Below are 22,162 nucleotides of genomic sequence, written 5' to 3'. Positions count from 1 at the left end.
GGCTCAGAAACCGAGCCGCACCAGCTGCTTGGGGTCGCGCTGCCAGTCCTTGGCTATTTTTACGTGCAGGTCAAGGTAGACGCGGGTGCCCAGCAGGCCCTCGATCCCCTTGCGCGCGCGGGTGCCGACGTCGCGGAGCCTCTCCCCGCCCTTGCCGATGATGATGGCCTTCTGCGACGGACGCTCCACGAAGAGGTTCACCCGGACATCCAGCAGCGGGTTGTCGGCGCTGCGGCTTTCGCGCGGAACGATCTCCTCGACCACCACGGCCAGCGAGTGGGGCAGTTCGTCGCGCACCCCCTCCAGCGCCGCCTCCCGGACCAGCTCGGCCACCATCACGGCTTCGGGTTCGTCCGTGAGCTCGCCGTCGGGATAGAGCGGCGGCGACAGCGGCATCTGCCGGACCAGCACATCCGCGACCGTCTGGACCTGGTCTCCCTTGGCGGCGGAAACCGGCACGATGTCGGCGAAGCCGTCCGGGCCGAAGATCTCCGCGCCCAGTGCCGCGACCGCCAGCAGCTGCTCGGCCAGCGCCTGCTTGTCCATCAGGTCCGTCTTGGTCACCAGCGCCACCACGGGCTTGCCGGACAGGGCGGCCAGCTGGTTGGCAATGAAGCGGTCGCCGGGGCCGATCTTCTCGTTGGCCGGCAGGCAGAAGCCGATCGCGTCCACTTCGGCAAGCGTGTCCGCCACGAGGTCGTTCAGCCGCTGCCCCAGCAGGGTCCGGGGCCGGTGCAGGCCGGGCGTGTCCACCAGCACCAGCTGGGCATCCGGCCGGTGCACGATGCCGCGGATGGTGTGCCGCGTGGTCTGCGGTTTGGCGGAGGTGATGGCCACCTTCTGCCCGACCAGCGCGTTGGTCAGCGTGGACTTGCCCGCGTTCGGGCGGCCCACCAGCGACACGAAACCGGCGCGGTAGTCCTTGGGCCAGCCGCTTGACGGCATGGCCACGGCCTTGTCGGTGCTGTTGGCGCCGGTGGCGTTTTCGGGGTTGGTCATCGTTCCCTCTCCGTCCCGGGCATCCGGGCGGGGTCATCGGCGGCGGCAGCGCCGTCGTCGTTGGCGTACTGGTTCCGGGCGGGCGCTTCGTACCAGGCCAGGACATGGCTGACGCGGTTGCGCCGGCCCTCCAGCCGTTCGGCGCGCAGGTGCAGGCCGTCCAGCTCTACTTCGCTGCCGACAATCGGCACCCGGCCGAGGCTTTTGGCCAGCAACCCGCCGACGGTGTCCACCTCTTCGTCGTCCAGCTCCAGATTGAACAGTTCGCCGACGTCGTCGATGCCGGTGCGCGCGCTGACCCGGTACAGGCCGTCCGGCAGCGCCTCGATTTCGGGGCGCTCGGTGTCGTATTCGTCGACGATCTCGCCGACGATCTCCTCGATGAGGTCCTCGAGCGTGACCAGGCCGGCGGTGCCGCCGTATTCGTCGATCACGATGGCCACGTGCGTGGACTCGCGCTGCATTTCCTGCAGCAGCTCGCCGACCGACTTCGACTCGGGCACGTACCGGACCTCGCGGCAGATCTGGTCCACCAGCATGCCGGCGCCGTGGTCCTCCCGGCCGTGGATCCGGGCGGCCACGTCCTTCAGGTAGACGATGCCGCGGATCTGGTCCGCGGTGTCCATGATCACGGGGATCCGCGAATAGCCCGACTGCAGGAACAGCGTCATGGCCTCCTGCAGGGTGGAGCCGGAGTCGATGCTGAGCATGTCCGTGCGCGGCACCATCACCGCCCGGACTTTGGTATCGCCCAGCTCGAAGACGGAGTGGATTAGTTCCGCCTCGGTGTCCTCGATCATGTCGGACTCGTTGGCCCGGTCCACGAGTTCGCGGAACTCCTCTTCGGTGAAGAAGGCCGCGTCGGCGCGCGGCGCGTTCGGGGCCACCGCGCTGCCCAGACGGACCAGCCATTGGGGCACGGGACCGAGGATCGAGCACAGCAGCCTGACCAGCAAGGCGGTGGAAAGCACGACGGCGCCGGCGTGCATCCGGCCCAGTTGCCGCGGGGAGACCCCGACCAGCACGAACCCGACGGCGGCCATGGTGACGGTGGCCAGCAGTCCGGCCAGCCAGATGTTGTCCAGCAGGTCGTGGAACAGCAGGGCGATGGCGACGGCGGCGGCCATCTCGAACCAGACGCGCCAGAAACGCAGCCCGTGCATGTGGGCCGCCGGCGACGCCAGGATGAGGCGCAGGCTGCGGCTCCGCCCGGAACGCAGCAGGTTTTCCGCGTCGTGGCGCGGCAGGTAGGTAAAGGCGGCCTCGGCGGCGGTCAGCACCCCGGCGAACAGCGTGAAAGCCAGCGTCATGGCGGCGAGTATCCAGAGCATCGCCGGGCTCTACAGGGTGGTTTCGGTGGGGGCTGCCTTGCCGGTGAAGGAGGACAGCAACTGGCGCTGCAGGCCGAACATCTCTTCCTTCTCGGCCGGCTCGGCGTGGTCGAAACCGAGCAAATGCAGGATGCCGTGCGTGGTCAGCAGCAGCATTTCGTCCAACAGGCCGTGGCCGGCCTTCTTTGCCTGCTCCTGCGCCACCTGCGGGCAGATCACGATGTCGCCCAGCACGCCGGGCGGGCCCGGCTTCATCGCGGTGCCGGGACGCAGTTCGTCCATCGGGAAGGACAGCACGTCGGTGGCGCCCGGCTCGTCCATCCACTCGATGTGAAGCCGCTCCATCGCTTCGGTGTCGACCATGATGATGGACAGTTCCGCCTCCGGATGGACGTAGAGCGAGTCCAGCACGAACCGTGCCAGCCGCACCAGCTCTTCCTCGTTGGCGGCGACGGCCGATTCGTTGTTGACCTCGATGCTCATGCTCGATCCTCCGGGCCGGCTTCCACGTCCGTCTTCCGCCTGGCCGCGGGTGCGCGGCGCGGTCCCCGGCCGCCGTCTGAGCGGCGCGACTCGTCCCGGCCGCCCTCGCCGCGGCGGGACTCGTCCCAGCGGCTGTACGCCGTCACGATGTCGCTGACCAGCCGGTGGCGGACCACGTCGGTGGCGTCCAGCCGGGAGAAGCGGACGTCCTCCACGCCGTCGAGTATTTCGCTGACGATCTTCAGGCCCGAGCTGGTGCCGCCGGGCAGGTCGATCTGCGTCACGTCCCCGGTCACCACCATCTTGGAACCGAAGCCCAGCCGGGTGAGGAACATCTTCATCTGTTCCGGGGTCGTGTTCTGCGCCTCGTCCAAAATGATGAACGCGTCGTTGAGCGTGCGCCCGCGCATGTAGGCCAGCGGCGCCACCTCAATGGTGCCCGCGGCCATCAGGCGCGGAATCGATTCCGGGTCCATCATGTCGTGCAGGGCGTCATAGAGCGGGCGCAGGTACGGGTCGATCTTGTCGCTGAGCGTGCCCGGCAGGAAGCCCAGGCGCTCCCCCGCCTCGACCGCGGGACGGGTCAGGATGATGCGGTTGACCTCTTTGTGCTGCAGGGCCTGGACCGCCTTGGCCATCGCCAGGTAGGTCTTGCCGGTACCCGCGGGGCCGATGCCGAACACCACGGTGTGGTTGTCGATGGCTTCGACGTAATTCTTCTGGTTCAGGGTCTTGGGCCGGATGTTGCGGCCGCGCGAAGAGAGGATGTTCAGCGTCAGGACTTCGGCCGGCCGCTGCGCCGACTGTTCCCCGAGCATGCGCAGCAGCTGGGCGACCACCTGCGCGGTGATCCTCGTATCCTTCGCTGCCAGGGCGCGGATCTCTTCCACCACGTTGAGCGTGAGCTGCACCGCGTCGGCGGGGCCGGTGATGGAAAGTTCGTTGCCGCGTACATGCAGGTCCACATCGCTGAACTCCGACTCGATGACCCGCAGCACCTCGTCGTGGGCGCCGAGCGCCTTGACCATGTGTTCCGACGAATCGAAATGGACGGAACGGCTGCTTGATCCCAGCGGATCGACATCCAGGCGTGATTGGGACATAGTCCGGCCGATGTGGCCTTTCATCGCTCCTTCGGTGGGCGCTTGCTGGCGGTAACCGGAAATGGATCCGGTCCCGACGGTACAAGTCCATGCTACGGCACGAGCCGCCGCACAGTCCTCTGCGGGCCCGAAAAACGCCTTGGTATCGATCCTGCATCAATCCTGCATCAGTCCGGTTGAGCGCCGGTTAAAGCAGCCATCAGCCCCCCTCCCGTATGCCAAGCTAGTGAGGCAGGAAAGGCGGCAGCAGCCCTTTTCGGCCCACAAAAACCCGGTCATTGCCAACGTCAGAAGGGATCGAAAGCATCACCAGCAACCAGCTCCGGCAGCCTGCAGGCTCGGTCCCAACACGCCGCTTCGGTGCGTGGTTGGCCCTGGTCACTGCCTCATCGCTGGTGCTGCTCGGATGCTCGCCGCAGGCCGCCGGCGGTGGCGGCGGCGGACAGACCTCCATGCCCAATCCCACCGACCCCGCTTCGGCCAGCAGCCCCCTGGTCTCCAGCGTGCCGGTCGAGACCCTGCGCTCCTCGGAGCTCTCCCCCGTCTATTGGCTGGGCACCAATGCCGGGAACGTGTTCCTGTACCGGGAATACCGCCAGGCGGAGAACCTGGGTGATCCCATTACGACGGCGGTGGCCGCGCTGACGCGGCTGCAGCCCCTCGATCCGGACTACTTTAATCCGCTCAGCCCGGCGAGCAAGGTGGGCGCCTCCATCACCAACGGTTCGGTCATCACGCTGGACATTTCCTCGGACGCGTTCAGCCGCCGCGTGGATGCCGGCATCGCCGAACGGGCCGTGCAGCAACTGGTCTTCACCGCCACGGCCGCGGCGGCGAACGCCGGGCTGAGCACGTCGGATGATCCGCTGGAAGTGGTCATCCTCGTGGACGGGCACCACGGTTACGAAGCCTTTGGCCATGTGCCGCTGGGCCAGCCGATGGGCCGGAACAGCAGCCTGGCCGCCCCGGTATGGATCATTGATCCGGCCGACGGTGCCACCGCAGCCGGACGCGTGGAGGTGTTCGGCCGCGGGGTCGCGTACGAATCGGAACTGAGCTGGCAGATTTTCCGCCTGGCCGGTTCCGACGACACGTCCGAAGGCGACCTGGTCAAGGACGGCACGGCCCTCGTTGATGCCGACAGCGGGCAGATCGGCGAGTTCCGGTTCAGCCAGAAGCTGGATCCGGGCACCTACCGGCTGTACGTGTTCCAAAAGGACCAGGACGGGCGGACCGACGAACGGCAGAATGCGGACAGCAAGGTCTTCACCATCACCTAGGCCGGCTCTGCTGACGGACGTGGTCAGCGCCAGCGGCCCAGCAACTCGCTGAGCAGGGTCAAGGCGGCGGGCCCGGCCGTGGAGGACCGCAGGACGTGCGGCCCCAGCCGCACGGCCACCGCCCCGGCGTCGAGCATCGCCTCCACTTCGGCCTGGCTCATCCCGCCTTCGGGGCCCACGATCATCAGCACGCGCCCCGCGCCGCCGGTACGGGCATCGGGCAAGGCAGCGCCGCCGTCGTTTCCGCCGCGCTCCCCGACGGCAGGGTCGGCACCCAACCCGGCCCCCTCCACGGCGTCGGCCACGCTGCCTGCGGCGTCCTCGTGCAGCAGCAGCGAGAGCCGGCTGTCCCGGATCAGGGCGCAGAGCCCGGCCCGTTCCACCAGCGGCTCCACCTCCGGAACGCGGGCACGCCGCGACTGCTTGGCGGCCGCCCGGACCGCCAGCTGCCATTTCGCCGCGCCCTTGGCCGCCTTGTCCGCCCTCCAGCGCACGATGCTGCGTTCGGCCTGCCACGGCACCACGGCATCGACACCCAGTTCGGTGGCCGCCTCGATGGCAAGTTCGTCGCGGTTTCCCTTAACCAGCGCCTGCACCAGCACCAACTCCGGGTCGGGCCGTGGCTCCTGCAGGATCCGGAGCGCGCGGACGGTGAGCTGGCCGGAGGTGCCGGCAACGGCCTCCCCTACCAGCCGCCGGCCCCGCCCGTCGGCCAGATCGACGGCTTCACCCGGTTCGATCCGCTTGACCGTGACGGCGTGCCGCGCCTCGTCCCCGGCCAGGGTGAAGCTGTCGCCCGGAGCGACGTCGTCGAGCTCGCCCGGAGCGGTGAAGAACAGGTGGTTGGTCACGCCTAGAGGTTACCGAGCCGGTCCCGCAGGCGGGCGAAGACGCCAGTGCCGGAGGACGCCAGCTTGCCCTCGGTGTATTCCTCGCCGCGGGCCCTGGCCAGCCGGCGCAGCAGGTCCTCCTGCTCCGCATCCAGCTTGCTCGGGGTCTCCACATGCACGTGCACCTGCAGGTCGCCGCGACCGTAGCCGCGCAGGTGGGTCACGCCCAGGCCGCGCAGGGTGAGGGTCTCGCCCGCCTGCGTGCCGGGCTTGATGCTGACTTCCTGTTCGCCGTCGAAGGTGTCCAGCGTAAGGTCGGTGCCCAGCGCGGCAGCGGTCATCGGCACCGAGAGCGTGACGTGCAGGTCGTCGCCCTCGCGGATGAAATTCTTGTCCGGGTTCACGCGGATTTCCACATACAGGTCGCCCTGCGGGCCGCCGGCGGGGCCTGCTTCGCCCTGGCCGGCCAGCTGGATCCGCGTTCCGGTCCCGACGCCCGCCGGGAGCTTGATGGTCAGCGAACGCCGGCTGCGGACGCGGCCCTCACCGTTGCACTCGTTGCAGGGGTCGGGAATGACCGTACCGAAGCCCTGGCAGCTGCCGCACGCGGCAGTGGTCATGACCTGGCCCAGGATGGACCGCACCGCACGCTGGACCTGGCCGGAACCGCCGCAGATGTCGCAGGTGCGCGGGCTGGTGCCGGGGCGGCAGCAACTGCCGTCGCAGGTGGGGCAGACAACGGCGGTGTCCACTTCGATTTTCTTGTTGACGCCGAAGACCGCGTCCTTGAGGTCGATCCGCACGTTGATCAGGGCGTCCTGGCCGCGGCGGGTCCGGGAGGCCGGACCGGCGCCGCCCGCTCCGGCGCCGCCGAAGAAGCTTTCGAAGATGTCCTGGAAGGCGAACCCGGACCCGGAGAAGCCGCCGCCGAAGCCGGTGTCGTTGCCGTTCTCGTTGCCGGTGGTGTCGTAGATGCGCCGCTTCTGCGGGTCGGACAGCACCTCGTACGCGTGGCTGACCTGCTTGAACTGTTCGGCTGCCTCCGGGCCGGGGTTCACGTCCGGATGCAGCTTGCGGGCCAGCTTGCGGTAGGCCTTCTTGATTTCCTCGGTGGAGGCGTCCTGGCTGACACCGAGGGCGTCGTAGTGGTTACTCACCTTGTAGTACTTCACTTCCTGGGGATCGGTTCACCGGCGCCGACGGCCGGTGCGGACACTGCGCGGCGTGTGGCTAGCCGGCGAGGATCCGTGACAAATAACGTGCGACGGCGCGCACCGCGGCCATGGTGGTGGGATAGTCCATTCGGGTGGGGCCGAGGATGCCGACCTTGGCCGTCGCGCCCGGGCCGTACCCGGTGGCCACTACGGAGGTTTCGGCCAGCGAACCGTAGGGGTTTTCGCTGCCGATGCTCACCGACATGCCACGCGCGTCCTGATGCAGTTCGGAGAGCAACTGCAGCAGCACCACCTGTTCTTCAAGAGCCTCGAGGATGGGACCGATGCTCAGCTGGAAGTCGACCGTGGATCGGGCCAGGTTGGCCGTGCCGGCCATCAAGATCCGCTCCTCGTTCGTGGCCGCGGCAAGCTGCGAAAGCTGCGACGCCAGGGCCTCGGCCGTGCCCGCCGGCCCCGCCTGCGGCGGCACCGGGGAGTTCTTCAGCAGCCCCGGCACTGCCGCCAGCGGCTTCCCGGACAGCACCGACAGGAATGCCGTGCGCAGCGTGGCCAGGGCATCCTCGGTGACGTCCGCCGGAAGCGCCGCGACATGCTGCTCCACCTTGCCGTTGTCCGCGATCAGCACGACCAGGGCCCTTTTGGGAGCCAGCAGGATGAACTCGATGTGCCGCACCTTGGCAGCACCCAGCTGGGGATACTGGATGACGGCCACCTGGTTGGTCAACTGGGACAGCAACCGCACGGTGCGTTCCATGACATCATCAAGGTCGTCGGCGCCTTCCAGCAGTTTCTGGATGGCGCGGCGCTCGGGGGCAGAGAGCGGCTTGACGTCCGAAATCCGATCCACGAACAGGCGGTAGCCCTTGTCCGTGGGAATCCGGCCGGCACTGGTGTGCGGGGCGACGATCAGCCCCTCTTCCTCCAGCGCCGCCATGTCGTTGCGGATCGTGGCTGACGACACGCCCAGGCTGTGCCGGTCGACCAGTGCCTTGGAGCCCACCGGCTCGCGCGAGTGCACATAGTCTTCGACAATGGCGCGGAGCACTTCCAGCCTCCGGACCTCGCTCACTGCACTCCTCCTGTCTCCAACTCGTCTGCGGACAGACCGTTAGCACTCAACACGTCCAAGTGCTAAGTCTAATACGTCGCCGCCGTTGTTAGCATTGTCGGGCGGCCGTGCCGTGAGGACGACAACCAGCAGAGGACTTAAAGTTTATGAGCAGCTACGGCTGGGGCCCCCAGGATCTCACCGCCCCCAAGGCCCGGGCACTGCGCGAAATCGGCGCCGAACCGGGACTGGTGCTCGAGGACGCACAGAGCGGGTGGGTCGGCGCCGTCGTCCGGGTGGAGAAGTCCGGCGGTGTGCATCTGGTGTCGCTGGAAGACCGCCGGGGCAAGGTCCGCTCGTTCCCGCTGGGTTTCGGCTTCCTGTTCGAGGGCGAGCCGGTGAAGGTGGTGCCGGCGGCGCCGGCGGCGAAGGCTCCCGTCCGGCAACGGACGGCCTCCGGTTCGGTCAAGGTCGAGGGACAGCGGGCCAGGGTCGCGCGGGCCAGCCGGATCTGGGTCGAAGGCAAGCATGACGCCGAACTCGTGGAGAAGGTCTGGGGTGACGACCTCCGGGTAGAGGGGATCGTGGTCGAACCCCTGCACGGCGTGGACGATTTGGCAGCTGCCGTGGCGGACTTCTCCCCCGGCCCGCAGCGCAGGCTCGGCATCCTGGTGGACCATCTGGTCCCCAACTCCAAGGAGTGGCGGATAGCCGAGGCCGCCATGGCCGTGCCCGCGGCGGCGGGCAACGTACTGATTGTTGGCCACCCCTACGTCGATGTGTGGCAGGCCATCAAACCGGCGGTCATCGGGCGGTCCGCGTGGCCGGTGGTTCCGCGCGGCACCGATTGGAAGACCGGCATCCTCGCCGGCCTCGGCTGGCCGCACCGGACCCAGATAGACATCGCCGACGGCTGGAAGAGGCTGCTGGGCAGTGTTAACACCTATGCCGACCTGGAGCCCAGTCTCCTGGGCCGGGTGGAGGAAGTCATTGATTTCCTGACGGTTTGAGCGGGTTAAGGCCGGCGCCCCCGCCCGCGGAATGCACCGGGAGACGGGCTGGAACAGCTAGGCTAGGAACAGAAGTGAGCCGTCAGAAGATTTTCCGAAGGTAGGTCCAGTGTCCGAGAACTCTGCTCGCCAGCAGCAGCCGGAGCGCAAGTCCGCTCCGCGCCAGCAGTACCAGAGCGCGTCGGCGTCCGCTTTGCCCCTGACCCCTTCGGAGGACCGGCAATGGGCCACCATGGCGCACTTCGGCGGCATCCTGGGCTGCTTCCCGTCGCTGGCGATCTACCTGATCTTCAAGGACCGGGGTCCCTTTACCGCCCAGGAGTCCAAAGAGGCCCTGAACTTCACGGTTCCGCCCACGGCGGTGGCCATCATTGCGAACCTGCTGATCCTCATCCCGGCGGTCAGCGGGCTCTTTGCCGTCATCGCGGCCGCCATCTGGGTCTTCCTCACGGTCTATTCCGTCATCGCCGGCGTCAAGTGCAACCGCGGCGTTCCCTACCGGTACGCCTACAACCTGCGCCTGTTTCGGTAGCTCTGACATACGGCCCGCACAGCCGCTCCGGTAGCCCTGCCGGCCCTGCCCCCCTCCTACCCTGCCTGCCGGGAGAACCGCTGGCGGGCGGTGTTCATCCCCGCCGCGATCGGCACGTGGGCGGTCGCCGCGGCCAGACCGAAGCGCGGCATGTCGCTGTAGACACTCTCCCGGCCCCCCGGCACCGTCTCGTACGTTTCGTGCCATACGCCGACGTCCCCGCTGCCTGCCGATTCGCGCATGAACCGCCGCCAGGGTTCCAGGTGTGGCGCCGAGCGGTCGGACGCGAACCGCTGCAGATGTTCCGGGCTCTTCCAGTAGCTGAGCATGATCGTGGTGCGCCCGAACCATTGGTGGAAGCCCAGCAGACCGGCCTCCGGCGATGCCGCCAGGTGCGCCAGCATCGCCGGCATTGCCGACGCGGTGCGGGCCACCTTGCCGATCTTCCACCAGCGGTTCGCCCGCATCCCGATGAGGAAGACCGTGACCCGTTCGCCGCCCGGATCGGCTGTGTACCGTCCTGTGTGTACGTGTTCCGACATGAGCCGATTCCTTTCGTAACAGTGTTACAGAACATTGTTATGGAATACTGGGGTCATGGCAAGACCCATAGTCCACGATGATTCGCTGCGCCGCACACTCCTCGATACTGCCGCGGCCCTGATCGCCCGCGACGGCGCCCCCGCCGTGTCGCTCCGGGCGATCGCGGCGGCGGCCGGGACGTCGACGACGGCGGTGTACTCGCTCTTCGGCGGGAAGGCGGAGCTGCTCACCGCCATCCTCGACGACGGTTTCGCCTCCTTCGCGGCCTCCCAGCAGCGCGCCGCTCCCGACGGACTGGAGGCGCTGGGCAAGGCTTACCGGGCGTGGGCCCTGGAGCATCCGGTCCTGTATGGGCTCATGTTCGGCGGCTCACTGGCCAGCCAGGTGCCGTGCCAGCCGACGCCCGGCGCCGCGGAACCGGCGATCGCGCCGCTGTTTGCCGCCGTCGCCGCCGCCCTGCCCGGGGCGTCGGACGACGACGTCGCGTCCATGGTGGGCGTGGTGTGGGGCCAGGTCCACGGGCTCGTCTCGTTGGAGCTCGCGGGCGCGCCGGCGGCCGGGTGGAGCTGGGACTCCGCCTACGAGGCGGCCCTGCACCGGATCGGCCGGTCGCTGGAGGCCGGCACGGTCAGTCCTCGAGCAGCCGCCGCACCACGGCATCGGCCAGCAGCCGGCCCTTGAGGGTGAGCCGGATGGTCCCGGCGAAGGCCGCGGCCGGGTCGACCAGGGCGTCGGCGATCAGCCCGGCCACGGCCTTCCGGCCGTTCGGGCCCAGGTCCCGGGTCTGCAGCCCGTCGATGATGCGGGTCTGGAGCATCACGTGTTCCAGCTGGCGGGTGCCGGTGTCCAGCGTTTCGCGGCCGGCTGCCGGAGATACCCCCGTGGCCAGCCGCTGGGCGTACGCCGCGGGGTGCTTCACGTTCCACCACCGGACGCCGCCCACGTGCGAATGTGCGCCCGGACCGGCTCCCCACCAGTCGTCCCCGCGCCAGTAGGCCAGGTTGTGCCGGCAGCGGTCCTCGGGAGTGCGGGCCCAGTTGCTGACCTCGTACCAGCCGAAGCCTGCCGCGCCGAGCCGCGCGTCGGCGATCTCATACTTGGCGGCATGGTCGTCGTCGTCGATGCCGTGCACTTCGCCGCGCCGGATCTGGGCGGCAAGCTTGGTGCCTTCCTCGACGATCAGGGCGTAGGCGGAGATATGGTCCGGCGCGCAGGCGATCGCGGAGTCGAGGCTGACTTCCCAGTCCGCGATGGATTCGCCCGGCGTGCCGTAGATCAGGTCGAGGCTGACGTTCAGCCCGGCGTCGCGTGCCCACTGCACCGCCTGCGGCACCCGCTCCGGGTCATGCGTGCGGTCGAGCACCTGCAGGACGTGCGGCACGGCCGACTGCATGCCGAAGGACACCCGGGTGAATCCGGCGTCCGCCAGGATCTCCAGTGACTGCGGCGTCACCGAGTCCGGGTTGGCCTCCGTGGTGACCTCGGCGCCCGGCTCCAAACCCCACAGGCCCGCGGCCCGGCGCAGCATGGACGCCAGGTCCGCCGCCGGCAGCAGGGTGGGCGTGCCACCCCCAAAGAACACCGTGGACAGCGGCCGGTCCGGCACGCCGGAATCGCGCAGGACCCGCGCGGCCAGCTCCAGCTCCGTGTTCAGGGTGCCCGAGTATTCATCCTGCGACGCGCCGGAACCCAGTTCCTTGGCGGTGTACGTGTTGAAATCGCAGTAGCCGCAGCGCACCCGGCAGAACGGGATGTGCACATACAGGCAGAACGCGCGGTCCTCCGCGCCGGCCGCCGCCTGCGCGGGCAGCAGGCCGTCGGCCGGCGCAGGGTCCCCCAGGGGCAGGACGCTAGGCACTGAGGCGCGCCTCCGCCGTCGTCGTTGTTGTCACAAGCACTGCGGAACTACTTCTTTGCCTTGTCCTTGGAGTCATCCGACGACAGCGCGGCGATGAAGGCCTCCTGCGGGACCTCCACGCGGCCGACCATCTTCATCCGCTTCTTGCCTTCCTTCTGCTTCTCCAGCAGCTTGCGCTTGCGGGAGATGTCGCCGCCGTAGCACTTGGCCAGCACGTCCTTGCGGATGGCGCGGATGTTTTCGCGCGCGATGATGCGGGAACCGATGGCGGCCTGGATGGGTACCTCGAACTGCTGGCGCGGGATGAGTTCGCGCAGCTTGGAGGTCATCATCACGCCGTAGCTGTAGGCCTTCTCGCGGTGCGTGATGGCGCTGAACGCGTCGACCTGTTCGCCCTGCAGCAGGATGTCCACCTTGACCAGGTCGGCCACCTGCTCGCCGTCGGCCTTCCAGTCCAGCGAGGCATAGCCGCGGGTGCGCGACTTGAGGTTGTCGAAGAAGTCGAAGACGATTTCCGCCAGCGGCAGCCGGTAGCGCAGCTCCACGCGGTCCTCGGAAAGGTAGTCCATCCCCTTCATCTCGCCGCGGCGGCCTTGGCAGAGCTCCATGATCGTGCCGACGAACTCGTTGGGCGCGAGGATGGTCGCCGAGACCATCGGCTCGCGGACCTCGGAAACCTTCCCGTCGGGATATTCGCTCGGGTTGGTGACCGTCAGGACCTTCTTGTCCTCCAGCGTGACCTCGTAGACCACGTTGGGGGCCGTGGAGATCAGGTCCAGGTTGAACTCGGCCTCGAGCCGTTCCCGGGTGATTTCCAGGTGCAGCAGCCCGAGGAAGCCGACGCGGAAGCCGAAGCCGAGGGCGGCGGAGGTCTCCGGCTCGTAGATCAGTGCCGCGTCGTTGAGCTTGAGCTTGTCCAGCGCGTCGCGCAGTACCGGGTAGTCCGTGCCGTCGATCGGGTAGAGCCCGGAAAAGACCATGGGCTTGGGGTCTGCGTAGCCGCCGAGGGACTCCGCTGCCGGCTTGAGCAGGTTGGTGACGGTGTCGCCGACCTTGGACTGGCGGACGTCCTTCACACCGGTGATCAGGTAGCCGACCTCCCCGACGCCCAGGCCGTTGGACGGGGTGGGTTCGGGCGAGCTGACCCCGATCTCGAGCAGCTCGTGGCTGGCCCGGGTGGACATCATCTGGATGCGTTCGCGCGGCGAGAGCTTGCCGTCGACCACCCGGACATACGTGACCACACCGCGGTAGGTGTCGTAGACCGAGTCGAAGATCATCGCGCGGGCCGGTGCGTCCGCGTCGCCCGTCGGTGCCGGCAGGTCGCGCACGATCTTGTCCAGCAGCGCTTCGACGCCCACGCCGGTCTTGCCGGAGACCTTCAGCACGTCTTCGGGATCGCCGCCGATCAGGTTCGCCAGCTCGGCCGCGTACTTTTCCGGCTGCGCGGCCGGCAGGTCGATCTTGTTCAGGACCGGGATGATGGTGAGGTCGTTCTCCATCGCCAGGTAGAGGTTGGCCAGCGTCTGGGCCTCGATGCCCTGGGCCGCGTCCACCAGCAGGACCGCGCCTTCGCAGGCTGCCAGCGACCGCGAAACTTCATAGGTGAAGTCCACGTGGCCCGGGGTGTCGATCATGTTCAGGGCGTAACTGACGTCGTCAAGCTCCCACGGCATGCGAACGGCCTGGGACTTGATGGTGATGCCGCGTTCCCGCTCGATGTCCATCCGGTCCAAATACTGGGCCTTCATGTCGCGCGGCTGGACCACGCCGGTGAGCTGGAGCATCCGGTCGGCAAGAGTGGACTTGCCGTGGTCGATGTGGGCGATGATGCAAAAGTTCCTGATGATCGCCGGATCGGTGGCGGCAGGCACCGGCGCGGTGCGGGCCATCGGTGACACAGATGGTTCCTTACTCTCAGACAAGCGGGCTACGGCAATGCGGCCGGGTCGACCAGCACGCTGAATTTGCTCAACTATAAGTGTCCCACGCCGGCCCGTGATCCGCGCACCCGGGCGCGTAGCTGGCGAGATCGCTCATGTGCCGGATCGACGGACCCGCCGCTCTCGCGGTGGTGCCGAAACGGCAGACCCGCCCATATCGCGGCCGTGCCGAAACGGCAGACGCGCCGATTTCCCACACGTGCCGCCGTCGGTAGCCTAGGGCCATGGCATTTTCCCAGCGCGGCCTCAACCGTCTCCTTCGCTCCGCCGTCCGGGCCGTCCGCGGGCTGTCCCGTGCCGGACGCTCCGGAGGTTCCTCGCAACGGCGCGGCCCGGTGGCCGGCAGGCAGGGCCGGCCTCCCGGAGGTGTGGCCGGTCCCCGGGGCGCGGAAACCGGCCCGGGCAGGCCGTATCCGGGCGACTACCGGGGCACCGGGACCATCAGCTACTCCCCCGAGGCCGACGGCGCGCCGGATCCCGGCGAGATCGTCTGGACGTGGGTGCCCTACGAAGAGGACCACACGCGGGGCAAGGACCGGCCCGTCCTGGTCATCGGCTACCACCGCGGCCGCTTGCTGGCGCTCATGCTGACCACACGGGACCGGAACAACGACGGCCGGCGCGACGGCGACTACCTGGATCTGGGCTCCGGCGCCTGGGACGTCCGGGGCCGCCCGAGTGAAGTCAAGCTCGACCGCGTGCTGCAACTGGAGCCGGATCGGGTCCGGCGCGAAGGAGCGGCGCTGCCGCGGGCCTCGTTCGACGAGGTTGCCCGGGCCATGCGCCGCCGCGGCTGGAGGTGATCGGAGGGGCGGCCGGCGGTCCCGGGCTGTGCACCAGTCGGGCCCGCGGCGTGTCGGCCGCCCGCAGGCCCGCCGCCGGGGCGCGGCGTGTCGGTCACCCGCAGATCCGCCGCCCTGAGCACGGATCTGCTAACATTTATAGCTGTGTGTCCGCGCAGGTCGACGGGCACCTCGGGCCGGTTGCCATTACGGTACCCCACGCCGCTCAGTCAATGACCGGACCGACTGCCCTCAAAAGACCAAGTTCCTCAACAAAGAGAGTTATTTCGTGGCCAATATCAAGTCCCAGAAGAAGCGCATCCTCACCAACGAGAAGGCACGCCAGCGCAACATCTCGGTTCGGTCCGAGCTGAAGACCGCCATCCGCGCCGTGACCGGTGCCGTCCAGTCCGCTGACCAGGACGCCGCCGCCACCGCCCTGGTTGCCGCGAGCCGGAAGCTCGACAAGGCCGTCAGCAAGGGTGTCATCCACAAGAACAACGCCGCGAACCACAAGTCTTCGCTGGCCAAGAAGGTCAACGCGCTCTAAGCAGCGCGTTCCGGCCGAGAGGCCGACCTAAGCCAAGGCCGGAGGCCGCCACCCGTTCGGGGTGGCGGCCTCCGGCCTTTGTGCGTCCGGCCGTCCGGCTGCAGACGACGGCCCGCCCGGAGGGTACCTTTGGTTGTGTCCGCGGGCGCCGGGGGTCTGCGCGCGCCGGTATCTCGGGCGGGAAGGGGGCGGGGAAATGAACGGCTCGAATGCCTACCTGCGGTTAGTCGACCGGGTGGGGCGGTCCCCGGCGCTGGACGGGGCGGTCGGGGTGCTGGGCGGGCTGGGGGCTCCCCTGGTCGGAAGGCCCGTGCTCAAACGGTTCTTCAGCGGGGTGGACACAGCCATCCCGCCGCATGCGATCCTGACCGACGCGCCGTTCGGCGCCTGGTTCATGGCCGTGTTCCTCGACTTGTTTGACGACGACGGTGGAGAGCGCCTGGCCGCCCGCCGTCTGGTGGGTGTGGGGGTGCTGGCCGCCCTCCCCACTGCAGTGGCCGGCCTGGCCGAATGGACCACGGCGGACCCGGCCACGCGGCGCATCGGCGTTTTGCATTCAGCGGCAACCTCGGCAGCCACCCTGGTATTCGCCGGCTCGTGGCTGGCCCGCCGGAAGGGACGTCAGAGGCTGGGGATCGGCCTGGCGCGGGCAGGCTCAGCCGTTGCGATCACCGGGGTTTCCTCGGCGGCTACATGGGCAGCCGGCTCCGGGGACGCGGCGGAAGAGCCAGCGGCGCCTGAGGTTCAGCGGCGCGCGCTGGTGGCGATCAAGGTAACGGCCCGCTCCACGGCATATTCCGGGTCGCGTCCCTCGCCTTTGACCTGGGCGTCGGTCTCGGCCAAAACCTGGATGCAGCGGGCCAGGGCATCTGATTCCCACAGCCGCGCGTCCCTGCGGGCCTGGTCGAACTGCCACGGCGCCATGCCCAGATCGCGCGCATTGGCCGACGCGCTCTTGACCTTGGCAATCTGGCGCAGCTTCATGGCCAGCACGGCAACGATCGGCACGGGATCCACCCCGGTGGCCAGGGCGTGCCGGAGGGACGACAGCGCGGCCGCGCCGCGGCCGGATACGGCCGCATCCGCGACTTTGAATCCGGTGGCCTCGACCCGCCCGCCGTAGTACTTCTCGACCGTCTCTTCGGTGACCGCGCTGTCGGCGTCGGAAATCAATTGGGAACAGGCGGCTGCCAGGTCCGGAAGGGACGAGCCGACGGCGGCCACCAGGGCCTGGGCCGCGGCGGGTTCGATGGCCCGGCGGGCCGACTTGAACTCCTGCCTGACGAATTCCAGTTTCTCGGAGTCCTTTTTCATGGCCTGGCAGTCGACAACGGGGGCGCCGGAAGCCTTGACCGCGTCCAGCAGTTTCTTGCCGCGGGTTCCGCCCCCGTGGTGCAGGACGAGCCAGACGTCCTCGGCCGGTGCCGTCACATAGGCCAGCAGGTCCGTGAGGAACTCGTCGTTCATCTGCGCCAGGGACGACGCCTCGATGAGTTTCGCTTCTCCGAAAAGGCTGGGGCTGGCCAGCATGGTGAGCTCGCCGGTGGTGTAGGCGGAGGCATCGAGCTGGACCAGCTCGAGGTCCGGGTGCTGGCCGCGCAGGAGGCCCCGGATGCGTTCCTTGGCCCGGTGGGCCAAGTACTCTTCCGGACCGCTGACGAGCACGACGGCGGCCGGCTCGACGTCACGCCAGGAGACGGTGACGGCACTCTTCTTGGCGGCCGAAGAGCGGGATCCGGGTGGCGGGTTCACGGCAGTTTCCTCCTTGTTCAGGTCAAGAGTTTCACGATCCGTGCCTTTTGCCCAAAGTAGTTGCCCGCGCGTCTGGCTTGGCTCTCCGCAACCCGCCGGGCTCAGTTCACCCAGGCCGGCCGGCTCGGGTCTCGCCACCCGCCTACCTGTTGGCGCGGACGGACAGTTCCCGGTCGCCGACGTCCACGAGGACCGTTCCCAGCTCGTCGGTCCTGAGGACGTGCGCGCCGGCCGCCTGGAGCGCCGCCAGGATTTCGCCCGCCGGATGGCCGTAATCGTTGCCGGCGCCCACGGAGATCAGGGCCGCCGCCGGCCGCAGCGCGGTGATGAGTGCGGTTCCCCCGTTCCGTGCGCCGTGATGGCTGACCTTGAGCACGTCGACGGCGAAGTCCGGTCCCAACCGGCGTATCAGGGCCGGCAATTGCTCCTCCTCCAGGTCGCCGGTCAGCAGCATCCGCGTCGATCCCCCGGCAGGCGACGGCAGGGTGAGGTCGAGGACTATGCTCGCGTCGTTTTCGGACAGGCCGGCGCTGCCCTCCACCGGCCAGTGCACCGTCCAGGCAACTGCGCCGGACGAGCCGGACAAGCCCGCGAAGGCACGTTCTGCCTGCAGCCGCCGGTCCTCAAGCGAGGCCAGCACGGAAGCCGGTGGCGCTGCCTCGGCGCTCGAGTACAGCACCCGCGCTGTCTGCCGTCCCTCAACGGCTCCCGCGAGTCCGCCATAGTGGTCCAAATGCATGTGCGTCAGGACCAGCAGGTCGATCCTTTCCACGCCGAGTCCGTCAAGGCACCGGCCCATCGCCTCCGGGTCGGGTCCGGTATCCACCACGATCGCGCTGCCCTCGCCTGTGCGCACCACCAACCCGTCACCCTGTCCCACGTCGCAGGCCGCCACGTCCCACTCCCCCGACGGTGCCGGCCGCAGCAGCGCACCCGCCAGCGCCCCTGCCGCGAGCCCGGGCAGGGCCGTCCAACAGATCAGCTTGAGCAACGTAGGGCGCATGCCGGAAGCGAAGCCGCGCCCCCGCAACTCCGACCCGGCGTCGTCGTCGGACCCTTGGTGTTGCTCCTGCGGAGCCCGCCGCCTGTTCGCGGCCCGCAATCCCCACAGGAGCGCCAAACCGGCACCCGCCGCTCCGGCGGCACCCAGCGAGCCACCAGCCCACGGCAGCGCGGCCATGGGCAATTCGGAGAACCAGCGGGCGACCCCTGCAATCCACAAGGTCATCCAGCCCGCGGCATGCAGCACCGCGGCGCCCGGTCCGGGCAACAGCGGCAGCAGCCCCGTCCCGATCATCCCGGCGACCGTGATGAAGGGGACCAGCGGACCCGCAGCCACGTTGGCGGGGACTGCATACAAGGCCAGTTCGGGCTGGAGCTGGACAATGACCGGGGCACAGAAGACCTGCGCCGCCAGCGGCATGGCGACCGCGTGCGCCAGCGGGACCGGCAGGAAGCGCTGCAGGCGGCGGGAGCACGCGGTCCCCAGCAGCACGAGCGAGAGGGTTGCCAACACCGAGAGCACGAAGCTGTAGCTGGCCGCCAGCCACGGATCGACGATCAGCAACACCAGCACCGCAACGGCCAAGAAGGACAGCGCTGCCCTGCGCCTTCCGCTCAGTACCGAAACCACTCCCAGCGATCCCATCACCGCCGCCCGCAGCACGCTGGGCTCCGGCCGGACCAGCAGCACGAATCCGGCGAGACCAACAAGGCCCGCAACCGCCTTGGCCCATCGGGGCAGGCGGACCACCGATCCGAGCAGGTAGATGAAGGCCAGCACATACGAAACATTGGCGCCGCTGACGGTGAGAAGGTGCGTCAACCCGGTACGCCGCATGGCCTCCTCGAGGTCCGCACCCTGGTGTTCCTTGTCCCCCAGCACCATCCCGGGAAGGAGCCCCCGGGCGTCGGGTGGCAATCCCGCCAGCGCCACCACGAACTGGCCGCGCAGGGCCGAGACCCACGCGTCCAGGGGTGGTGCCGAGCGCTCCGACGGGGAGGTGGCTGCTATCAGCAGGGCGTCGACGGCCTGGCCCGGGTCCGCCCGGACGAGCTTGCCGGAGGTCCGCAGCCGCTCGCCGAACCGCACGTGGGACCACTCCGGCCCGCCGAGGACCAGCACCGGCGTGTCGGCCTCGAACCGCACGCGGCCGGCTGTGGCCTCGACGATGGTCGCGGTCAGGTGGAAACGCGGCCCGCTGCCAAACTGCGGCGGCGCCTTGACCTCCGCGGCGTCCCCGGTCGCTACCAGGCGGGCCGTGATGGTCTGCTCGGCGCTGATGGCCGTCCCGATCGGCCCCGCCAGCCGCTCCGCCTGCTGCAGCCCCACCGTCAGTGCCAGCAGCCCGGTGCAACTGCACAGCACAACGACGACGGCAATGCCTCCCGCGCCGCCGCCGCGCCGAGGTCGGACGCGGGATTGAGGCGGGTGCCCCTGCTGCCGGGCGTGTGGGTGGTGCAGACTTGCCTGCCGGGGGGATCTTGGCTGAGGCGGGTCTTCCCGGGGCCTGGTCCGATGGTGGCGTGCCGGCAAGCTGGCAGGTCGAGGCAGGAGCCGGACCGGCCGCAGCGGCAACAGCAAACGGGTGGCCGTTGCACAGGCGGTTCCCAACAGCACGCCCGCGGACAGCAGGGCCACCCCCGGCGGCGCGTGTGGCAGCGCCAGCGCAGCTGCCCAGCATGCCGCCGCGACGAGCCCCAGACGAAGATCCAGGCGCCGGCCGTCGGCCTCCGCCGCGGCGGCCCCAGCGGCAGCGGGATCTGGCTTGACGTGGCGCAGCAACCGCCGGCCCAAGTCGCTGCGCCGTCTGGGCGGCTGTCCTCCCTCATTCTGGTCCGGCCTGACGACAGAAGGACGTCGGGCCGCATCCGCGTACCGCTGCCAGCGCGGCGGCCGGCTCATACCGACACCAGCTCCACCAACGACTCCAGCATGACCGGCCCGATGCCGGGCACTGCATCAAGATCCGATGGCTGCCCGTACGGGCCGTGCTGCTCGCGGAACTCGACAATCCGGGCGGCAAGAACCGGTCCTACCCGGGGCAGCTCGAGGAGCTCCTCGGCCGTCGCCGTATTGATGTTGATCTTGGCAGCCGGACCCTCACCGGCACCGCCCCCGCCGGGTTCAGCTTCCCCGCCGCCGGAGCCCACACCTGCACCGCCGCCACCTCCCGAACCGGCCGCCGGTTGTGGCGGCCCGGGCGCATCCGGCGTGGGCACGTAGACCTGCTGTCCGTCGGTCAGCGGCGCCGCGAGGTTCAGCGCCTCGAGCTGGGCCTTCTTCGTCGCACCCCCGGCCGCGTCGATGGCCTCGAACACCCTGGAGCCGTCGGCCAGCCGAACGATCCCCGGCGAGGCAACGGCCCCGGCCACATGGACGATGATGTCGAGGCCGCCGCCTGACGGTGCACCCGCGGTCTCCGTACCGTCCTCGCCGGCGGCGGAGGGCGGGGCTGGGGGCTCCCCTTCCCTTTCCTCGTCGGCAGAAGGGCCGGCAGCCGGCTCGGACGCCAGCGGGATGCTATCCAGGATGGGAGCAGCCGAGCGACTCACATCTGCGGTGGCCAGCGAAACAAGTCCATAGCCCAGGCACAGACCGGCTACCACGAATGCGGCCCCGAGGGCTATGCGGAAGCGCGGAGTTCGCCGCGGCTGCGACGCGATGCCGCCGCGGGCGGTTGACGGAAGCCAGCGGTGTCGGCCCATGCGGCAACACTAGGTCGGCGGTGCTGCTGCCCTGCCCAGCTGGCAAGCACTCGTGGAGAGCCGCTCCGGCGGCACCTATGTGGAGGAGAGGAGGCTCGGCCCAGGGGCGGCGTGGGCGACGCGACGACCACTAAGACGCCGCGAAATCTGCCTGCGGGGCTGAAGCGATGCGGGGGTCGACAGGTGCGACGGGGCCCTGTGGGATAGGTTCAAGTAAGGAAGAACGTGTGTCCCCTTGGGACATGAACACTGGGAGCGAGTATTGACGACAGCATGGGTAGTCCGCCAAGGAACGGGCGGCAGGAACGCAGAGGAGATGATCGAAGCTGGCTACATGGGCGTCGACTTCATCGGTGACTATGACATCAAGCCCCACCTAGGCCGCGGGGCCGAGGCCTTCCGAAGTGCGATGAACAGTGTGTTCCTCAACATGTACCCGGACAAGTCGCGTATCGCCGCCGGCCTTGCCATGGGCAACCTGTGGGCCGCATGTGAGGGCATCGGCGAAGGCGACATGGTGCTTGCGCCGAAACCGGGGCGGACTTACCAGTACGGCATTGTCACCGGGCCCTATGAGTATCATCCCGGCACTGAACTTCCACACCGGCGTCGGGTCGACTGGAAGGGAACGCTGAACAAGGACGATATGAGCCCGACCTTGGCGTCCTCGACTGGTTCGATGATGACGGTGTTTCAACTGACCGCGCACACGGCAGAGCTTGCCGCCCTCACACAGCTGGCAGACCCGGCCCAACCTATCGCACAAGCAATCTCCTCGCAGGTCGAAGACCAGCTTGCGTTTCAGATGGAGAAGCAGCTCGAAGACTTCCTGGTCCACAACTGGCGCAGCACTACATTGGGCCGGGAATACGACATCTACGAGGAAGACGGCCAGCTCAAGGGCCAGCAGTACCTCACTGACACCGGGCCAATGGACATTCTCGCGATCAGCAAGGACCGAACCAAGCTGCTCGTCGTTGAGCTAAAGCGGGGACGAGCCAGCGACGCCGTCGTCGGCCAAATCCAGCGCTATATGGGGTTCGTTCAGGAAGCCCTGCTCGAACCCGGTCAGAGCGTTGAGGGTGTAATCATTGCCCAAGAGGACGATTTGAAGATTCGCCGGGCACTGTGCATTGCCAAAAACATACGGTTCATGAGGTACCGGGTTGAGTTCCACTTGGAATCATGACCGCGTCTAGTCGTGCGCTGGAAGGTTAGTAGCAGCAGCGTTGTAC

20 protein-coding genes and 1 pseudogene are annotated in these 22,162 nt (G+C 68.6%); 8 read left to right on the top strand and 13 right to left on the bottom strand.

Annotation, left to right across the window (positions count from 1 at the left end):
- Window positions 1-3: 3 nt before the first annotated feature.
- Genes era through AC5RTY_RS06145 form a run of 4 tightly spaced genes read right to left on the bottom strand, consistent with a single transcriptional unit; the run spans window position 4 to window position 3,916 of the window.
- A complete protein-coding gene (gene era / locus AC5RTY_RS06160; protein WP_494014133.1) occupies window positions 4-945 on the bottom strand; it encodes a GTPase Era in 942 nt (313 codons plus the stop codon).
- Window positions 946-995: 50 nt separating this feature from the next.
- Window positions 996-2,309 (bottom strand): hemolysin family protein, encoded by a 1,314-nt coding sequence (locus AC5RTY_RS06155; RefSeq protein WP_494014836.1) that lies wholly within the window; start codon window positions 2,307-2,309, stop codon window positions 996-998.
- A 30-nt stretch (window positions 2,310-2,339) separates the two neighbouring features.
- A complete protein-coding gene (gene ybeY / locus AC5RTY_RS06150; RefSeq protein ID WP_493978405.1) occupies window positions 2,340-2,813 on the bottom strand; it encodes an rRNA maturation RNase YbeY in 474 nt (157 codons plus the stop codon).
- On the bottom strand, window positions 2,810-3,916 hold the full coding sequence (locus AC5RTY_RS06145; protein WP_494139345.1) for a PhoH family protein: 1,107 nt from the start codon (window positions 3,914-3,916) through the stop codon (window positions 2,810-2,812). The genes ybeY and AC5RTY_RS06145 overlap by 4 nt, the downstream gene beginning before the upstream one ends.
- 278 nt (window positions 3,917-4,194) lie before the next feature.
- On the opposite strand from AC5RTY_RS06145, the gene AC5RTY_RS06140 reads away from it, so the two are divergent.
- Window positions 4,195-5,196 carry a GerMN domain-containing protein gene (locus AC5RTY_RS06140; protein WP_494014019.1) on the top strand — a complete coding sequence of 334 codons (1,002 nt, stop codon included), beginning with the start codon at window positions 4,195-4,197 and terminating at the stop codon, window positions 5,194-5,196.
- Between the two features lie 23 nt (window positions 5,197-5,219).
- Here AC5RTY_RS06140 and AC5RTY_RS06135 read toward each other — a convergent pair whose 3' ends face one another.
- The 3 genes from AC5RTY_RS06135 to hrcA all read right to left on the bottom strand — a co-directional run bounded on the left by AC5RTY_RS06135 (window position 5,220) and on the right by hrcA (window position 8,270).
- Complete coding sequence (locus tag AC5RTY_RS06135; RefSeq protein WP_494139233.1) at window positions 5,220-6,047, bottom strand: 16S rRNA (uracil(1498)-N(3))-methyltransferase; 828 nt, start codon at window positions 6,045-6,047, stop codon at window positions 5,220-5,222.
- A gap of 2 nt (window positions 6,048-6,049) precedes the next feature.
- Complete coding sequence (dnaJ, locus tag AC5RTY_RS06130; protein ID WP_494001258.1) at window positions 6,050-7,183, bottom strand: molecular chaperone DnaJ; 1,134 nt, start codon at window positions 7,181-7,183, stop codon at window positions 6,050-6,052.
- A 73-nt stretch (window positions 7,184-7,256) separates the two neighbouring features.
- On the bottom strand, window positions 7,257-8,270 hold the full coding sequence (gene hrcA, locus AC5RTY_RS06125; RefSeq protein WP_494023054.1) for a heat-inducible transcriptional repressor HrcA: 1,014 nt from the start codon (window positions 8,268-8,270) through the stop codon (window positions 7,257-7,259).
- 146 nt (window positions 8,271-8,416) lie between these two features.
- Between hrcA and AC5RTY_RS06120 the strand changes: the two genes are divergently transcribed.
- A complete protein-coding gene (locus tag AC5RTY_RS06120) occupies window positions 8,417-9,259 on the top strand; it encodes a DUF3097 family protein (protein WP_493999770.1) in 843 nt (280 codons plus the stop codon).
- A gap of 109 nt (window positions 9,260-9,368) precedes the next feature.
- On the top strand, window positions 9,369-9,791 hold the full coding sequence (locus AC5RTY_RS06115) for a DUF4870 domain-containing protein (protein WP_494014022.1): 423 nt from the start codon (window positions 9,369-9,371) through the stop codon (window positions 9,789-9,791).
- Between the two features lie 56 nt (window positions 9,792-9,847).
- Here AC5RTY_RS06115 and AC5RTY_RS06110 read toward each other — a convergent pair whose 3' ends face one another.
- A complete protein-coding gene (locus AC5RTY_RS06110; protein WP_494139232.1) occupies window positions 9,848-10,333 on the bottom strand; it encodes a DUF4188 domain-containing protein in 486 nt (161 codons plus the stop codon).
- Window positions 10,334-10,388: 55 nt separating this feature from the next.
- Between AC5RTY_RS06110 and AC5RTY_RS06105 the strand changes: the two genes are divergently transcribed.
- Window positions 10,389-11,015: a TetR-like C-terminal domain-containing protein gene (locus AC5RTY_RS06105; protein ID WP_494139231.1), complete on the top strand. Its 627-nt coding sequence runs from the start codon at window positions 10,389-10,391 to the stop codon at window positions 11,013-11,015.
- Here AC5RTY_RS06105 and hemW read toward each other — a convergent pair.
- Entirely contained in the window at window positions 10,963-12,192 is a 1,230-nt protein-coding gene (gene hemW, locus AC5RTY_RS06100) for a radical SAM family heme chaperone HemW (RefSeq protein WP_494139230.1), read from the bottom strand. The two genes, AC5RTY_RS06105 and hemW, sit on opposite strands and share 53 nt — an antisense overlap.
- A 47-nt stretch (window positions 12,193-12,239) precedes the next feature.
- Complete coding sequence (lepA, locus tag AC5RTY_RS06095) at window positions 12,240-14,093, bottom strand: translation elongation factor 4 (protein WP_493999775.1); 1,854 nt, start codon at window positions 14,091-14,093, stop codon at window positions 12,240-12,242.
- A gap of 266 nt (window positions 14,094-14,359) precedes the next feature.
- Between lepA and AC5RTY_RS06090 the strand changes: the two genes are divergently transcribed.
- From AC5RTY_RS06090 to AC5RTY_RS06080, 3 genes and pseudogenes are all read left to right on the top strand, one after another.
- On the top strand, window positions 14,360-14,938 hold the full coding sequence (locus AC5RTY_RS06090) for a type II toxin-antitoxin system PemK/MazF family toxin (protein ID WP_494139229.1): 579 nt from the start codon (window positions 14,360-14,362) through the stop codon (window positions 14,936-14,938).
- A gap of 268 nt (window positions 14,939-15,206) precedes the next feature.
- Entirely contained in the window at window positions 15,207-15,467 is a 261-nt protein-coding gene (gene rpsT, locus AC5RTY_RS06085; RefSeq protein ID WP_493978395.1) for a 30S ribosomal protein S20, read from the top strand.
- A gap of 196 nt (window positions 15,468-15,663) precedes the next feature.
- A pseudogene (locus tag AC5RTY_RS06080) lies at window positions 15,664-16,080 on the top strand (DUF2231 domain-containing protein); the annotation flags it as partial.
- Between the two features lie 131 nt (window positions 16,081-16,211).
- Here AC5RTY_RS06080 and holA read toward each other — a convergent pair.
- From holA to AC5RTY_RS06065, 3 genes are all read right to left on the bottom strand, one after another.
- Window positions 16,212-17,219: a DNA polymerase III subunit delta gene (gene holA, locus AC5RTY_RS06075; RefSeq protein WP_494139228.1), complete on the bottom strand. Its 1,008-nt coding sequence runs from the start codon at window positions 17,217-17,219 to the stop codon at window positions 16,212-16,214.
- A 142-nt stretch (window positions 17,220-17,361) separates the two neighbouring features.
- The gene (locus AC5RTY_RS06070) at window positions 17,362-19,551 is read right to left on the bottom strand and encodes a ComEC/Rec2 family competence protein (RefSeq protein ID WP_494139227.1); all 2,190 of its coding nucleotides are present in this window, start codon (window positions 19,549-19,551) and stop codon (window positions 17,362-17,364) included.
- A gap of 569 nt (window positions 19,552-20,120) precedes the next feature.
- Window positions 20,121-20,927 (bottom strand): ComEA family DNA-binding protein, encoded by an 807-nt coding sequence (locus AC5RTY_RS06065; protein WP_494139226.1) that lies wholly within the window; start codon window positions 20,925-20,927, stop codon window positions 20,121-20,123.
- 316 nt (window positions 20,928-21,243) lie between these two features.
- Between AC5RTY_RS06065 and AC5RTY_RS06060 the strand changes: the two genes are divergently transcribed.
- Complete coding sequence (locus tag AC5RTY_RS06060; protein WP_494139225.1) at window positions 21,244-22,116, top strand: endonuclease NucS domain-containing protein; 873 nt, start codon at window positions 21,244-21,246, stop codon at window positions 22,114-22,116.
- Window positions 22,117-22,162 lie beyond the last annotated feature (46 nt).

It is taken from the genome of Arthrobacter sp. Y3224055 (assembly GCF_059090825.1).
This window is presented reverse-complemented; position numbering and strand designations above follow the sequence as displayed.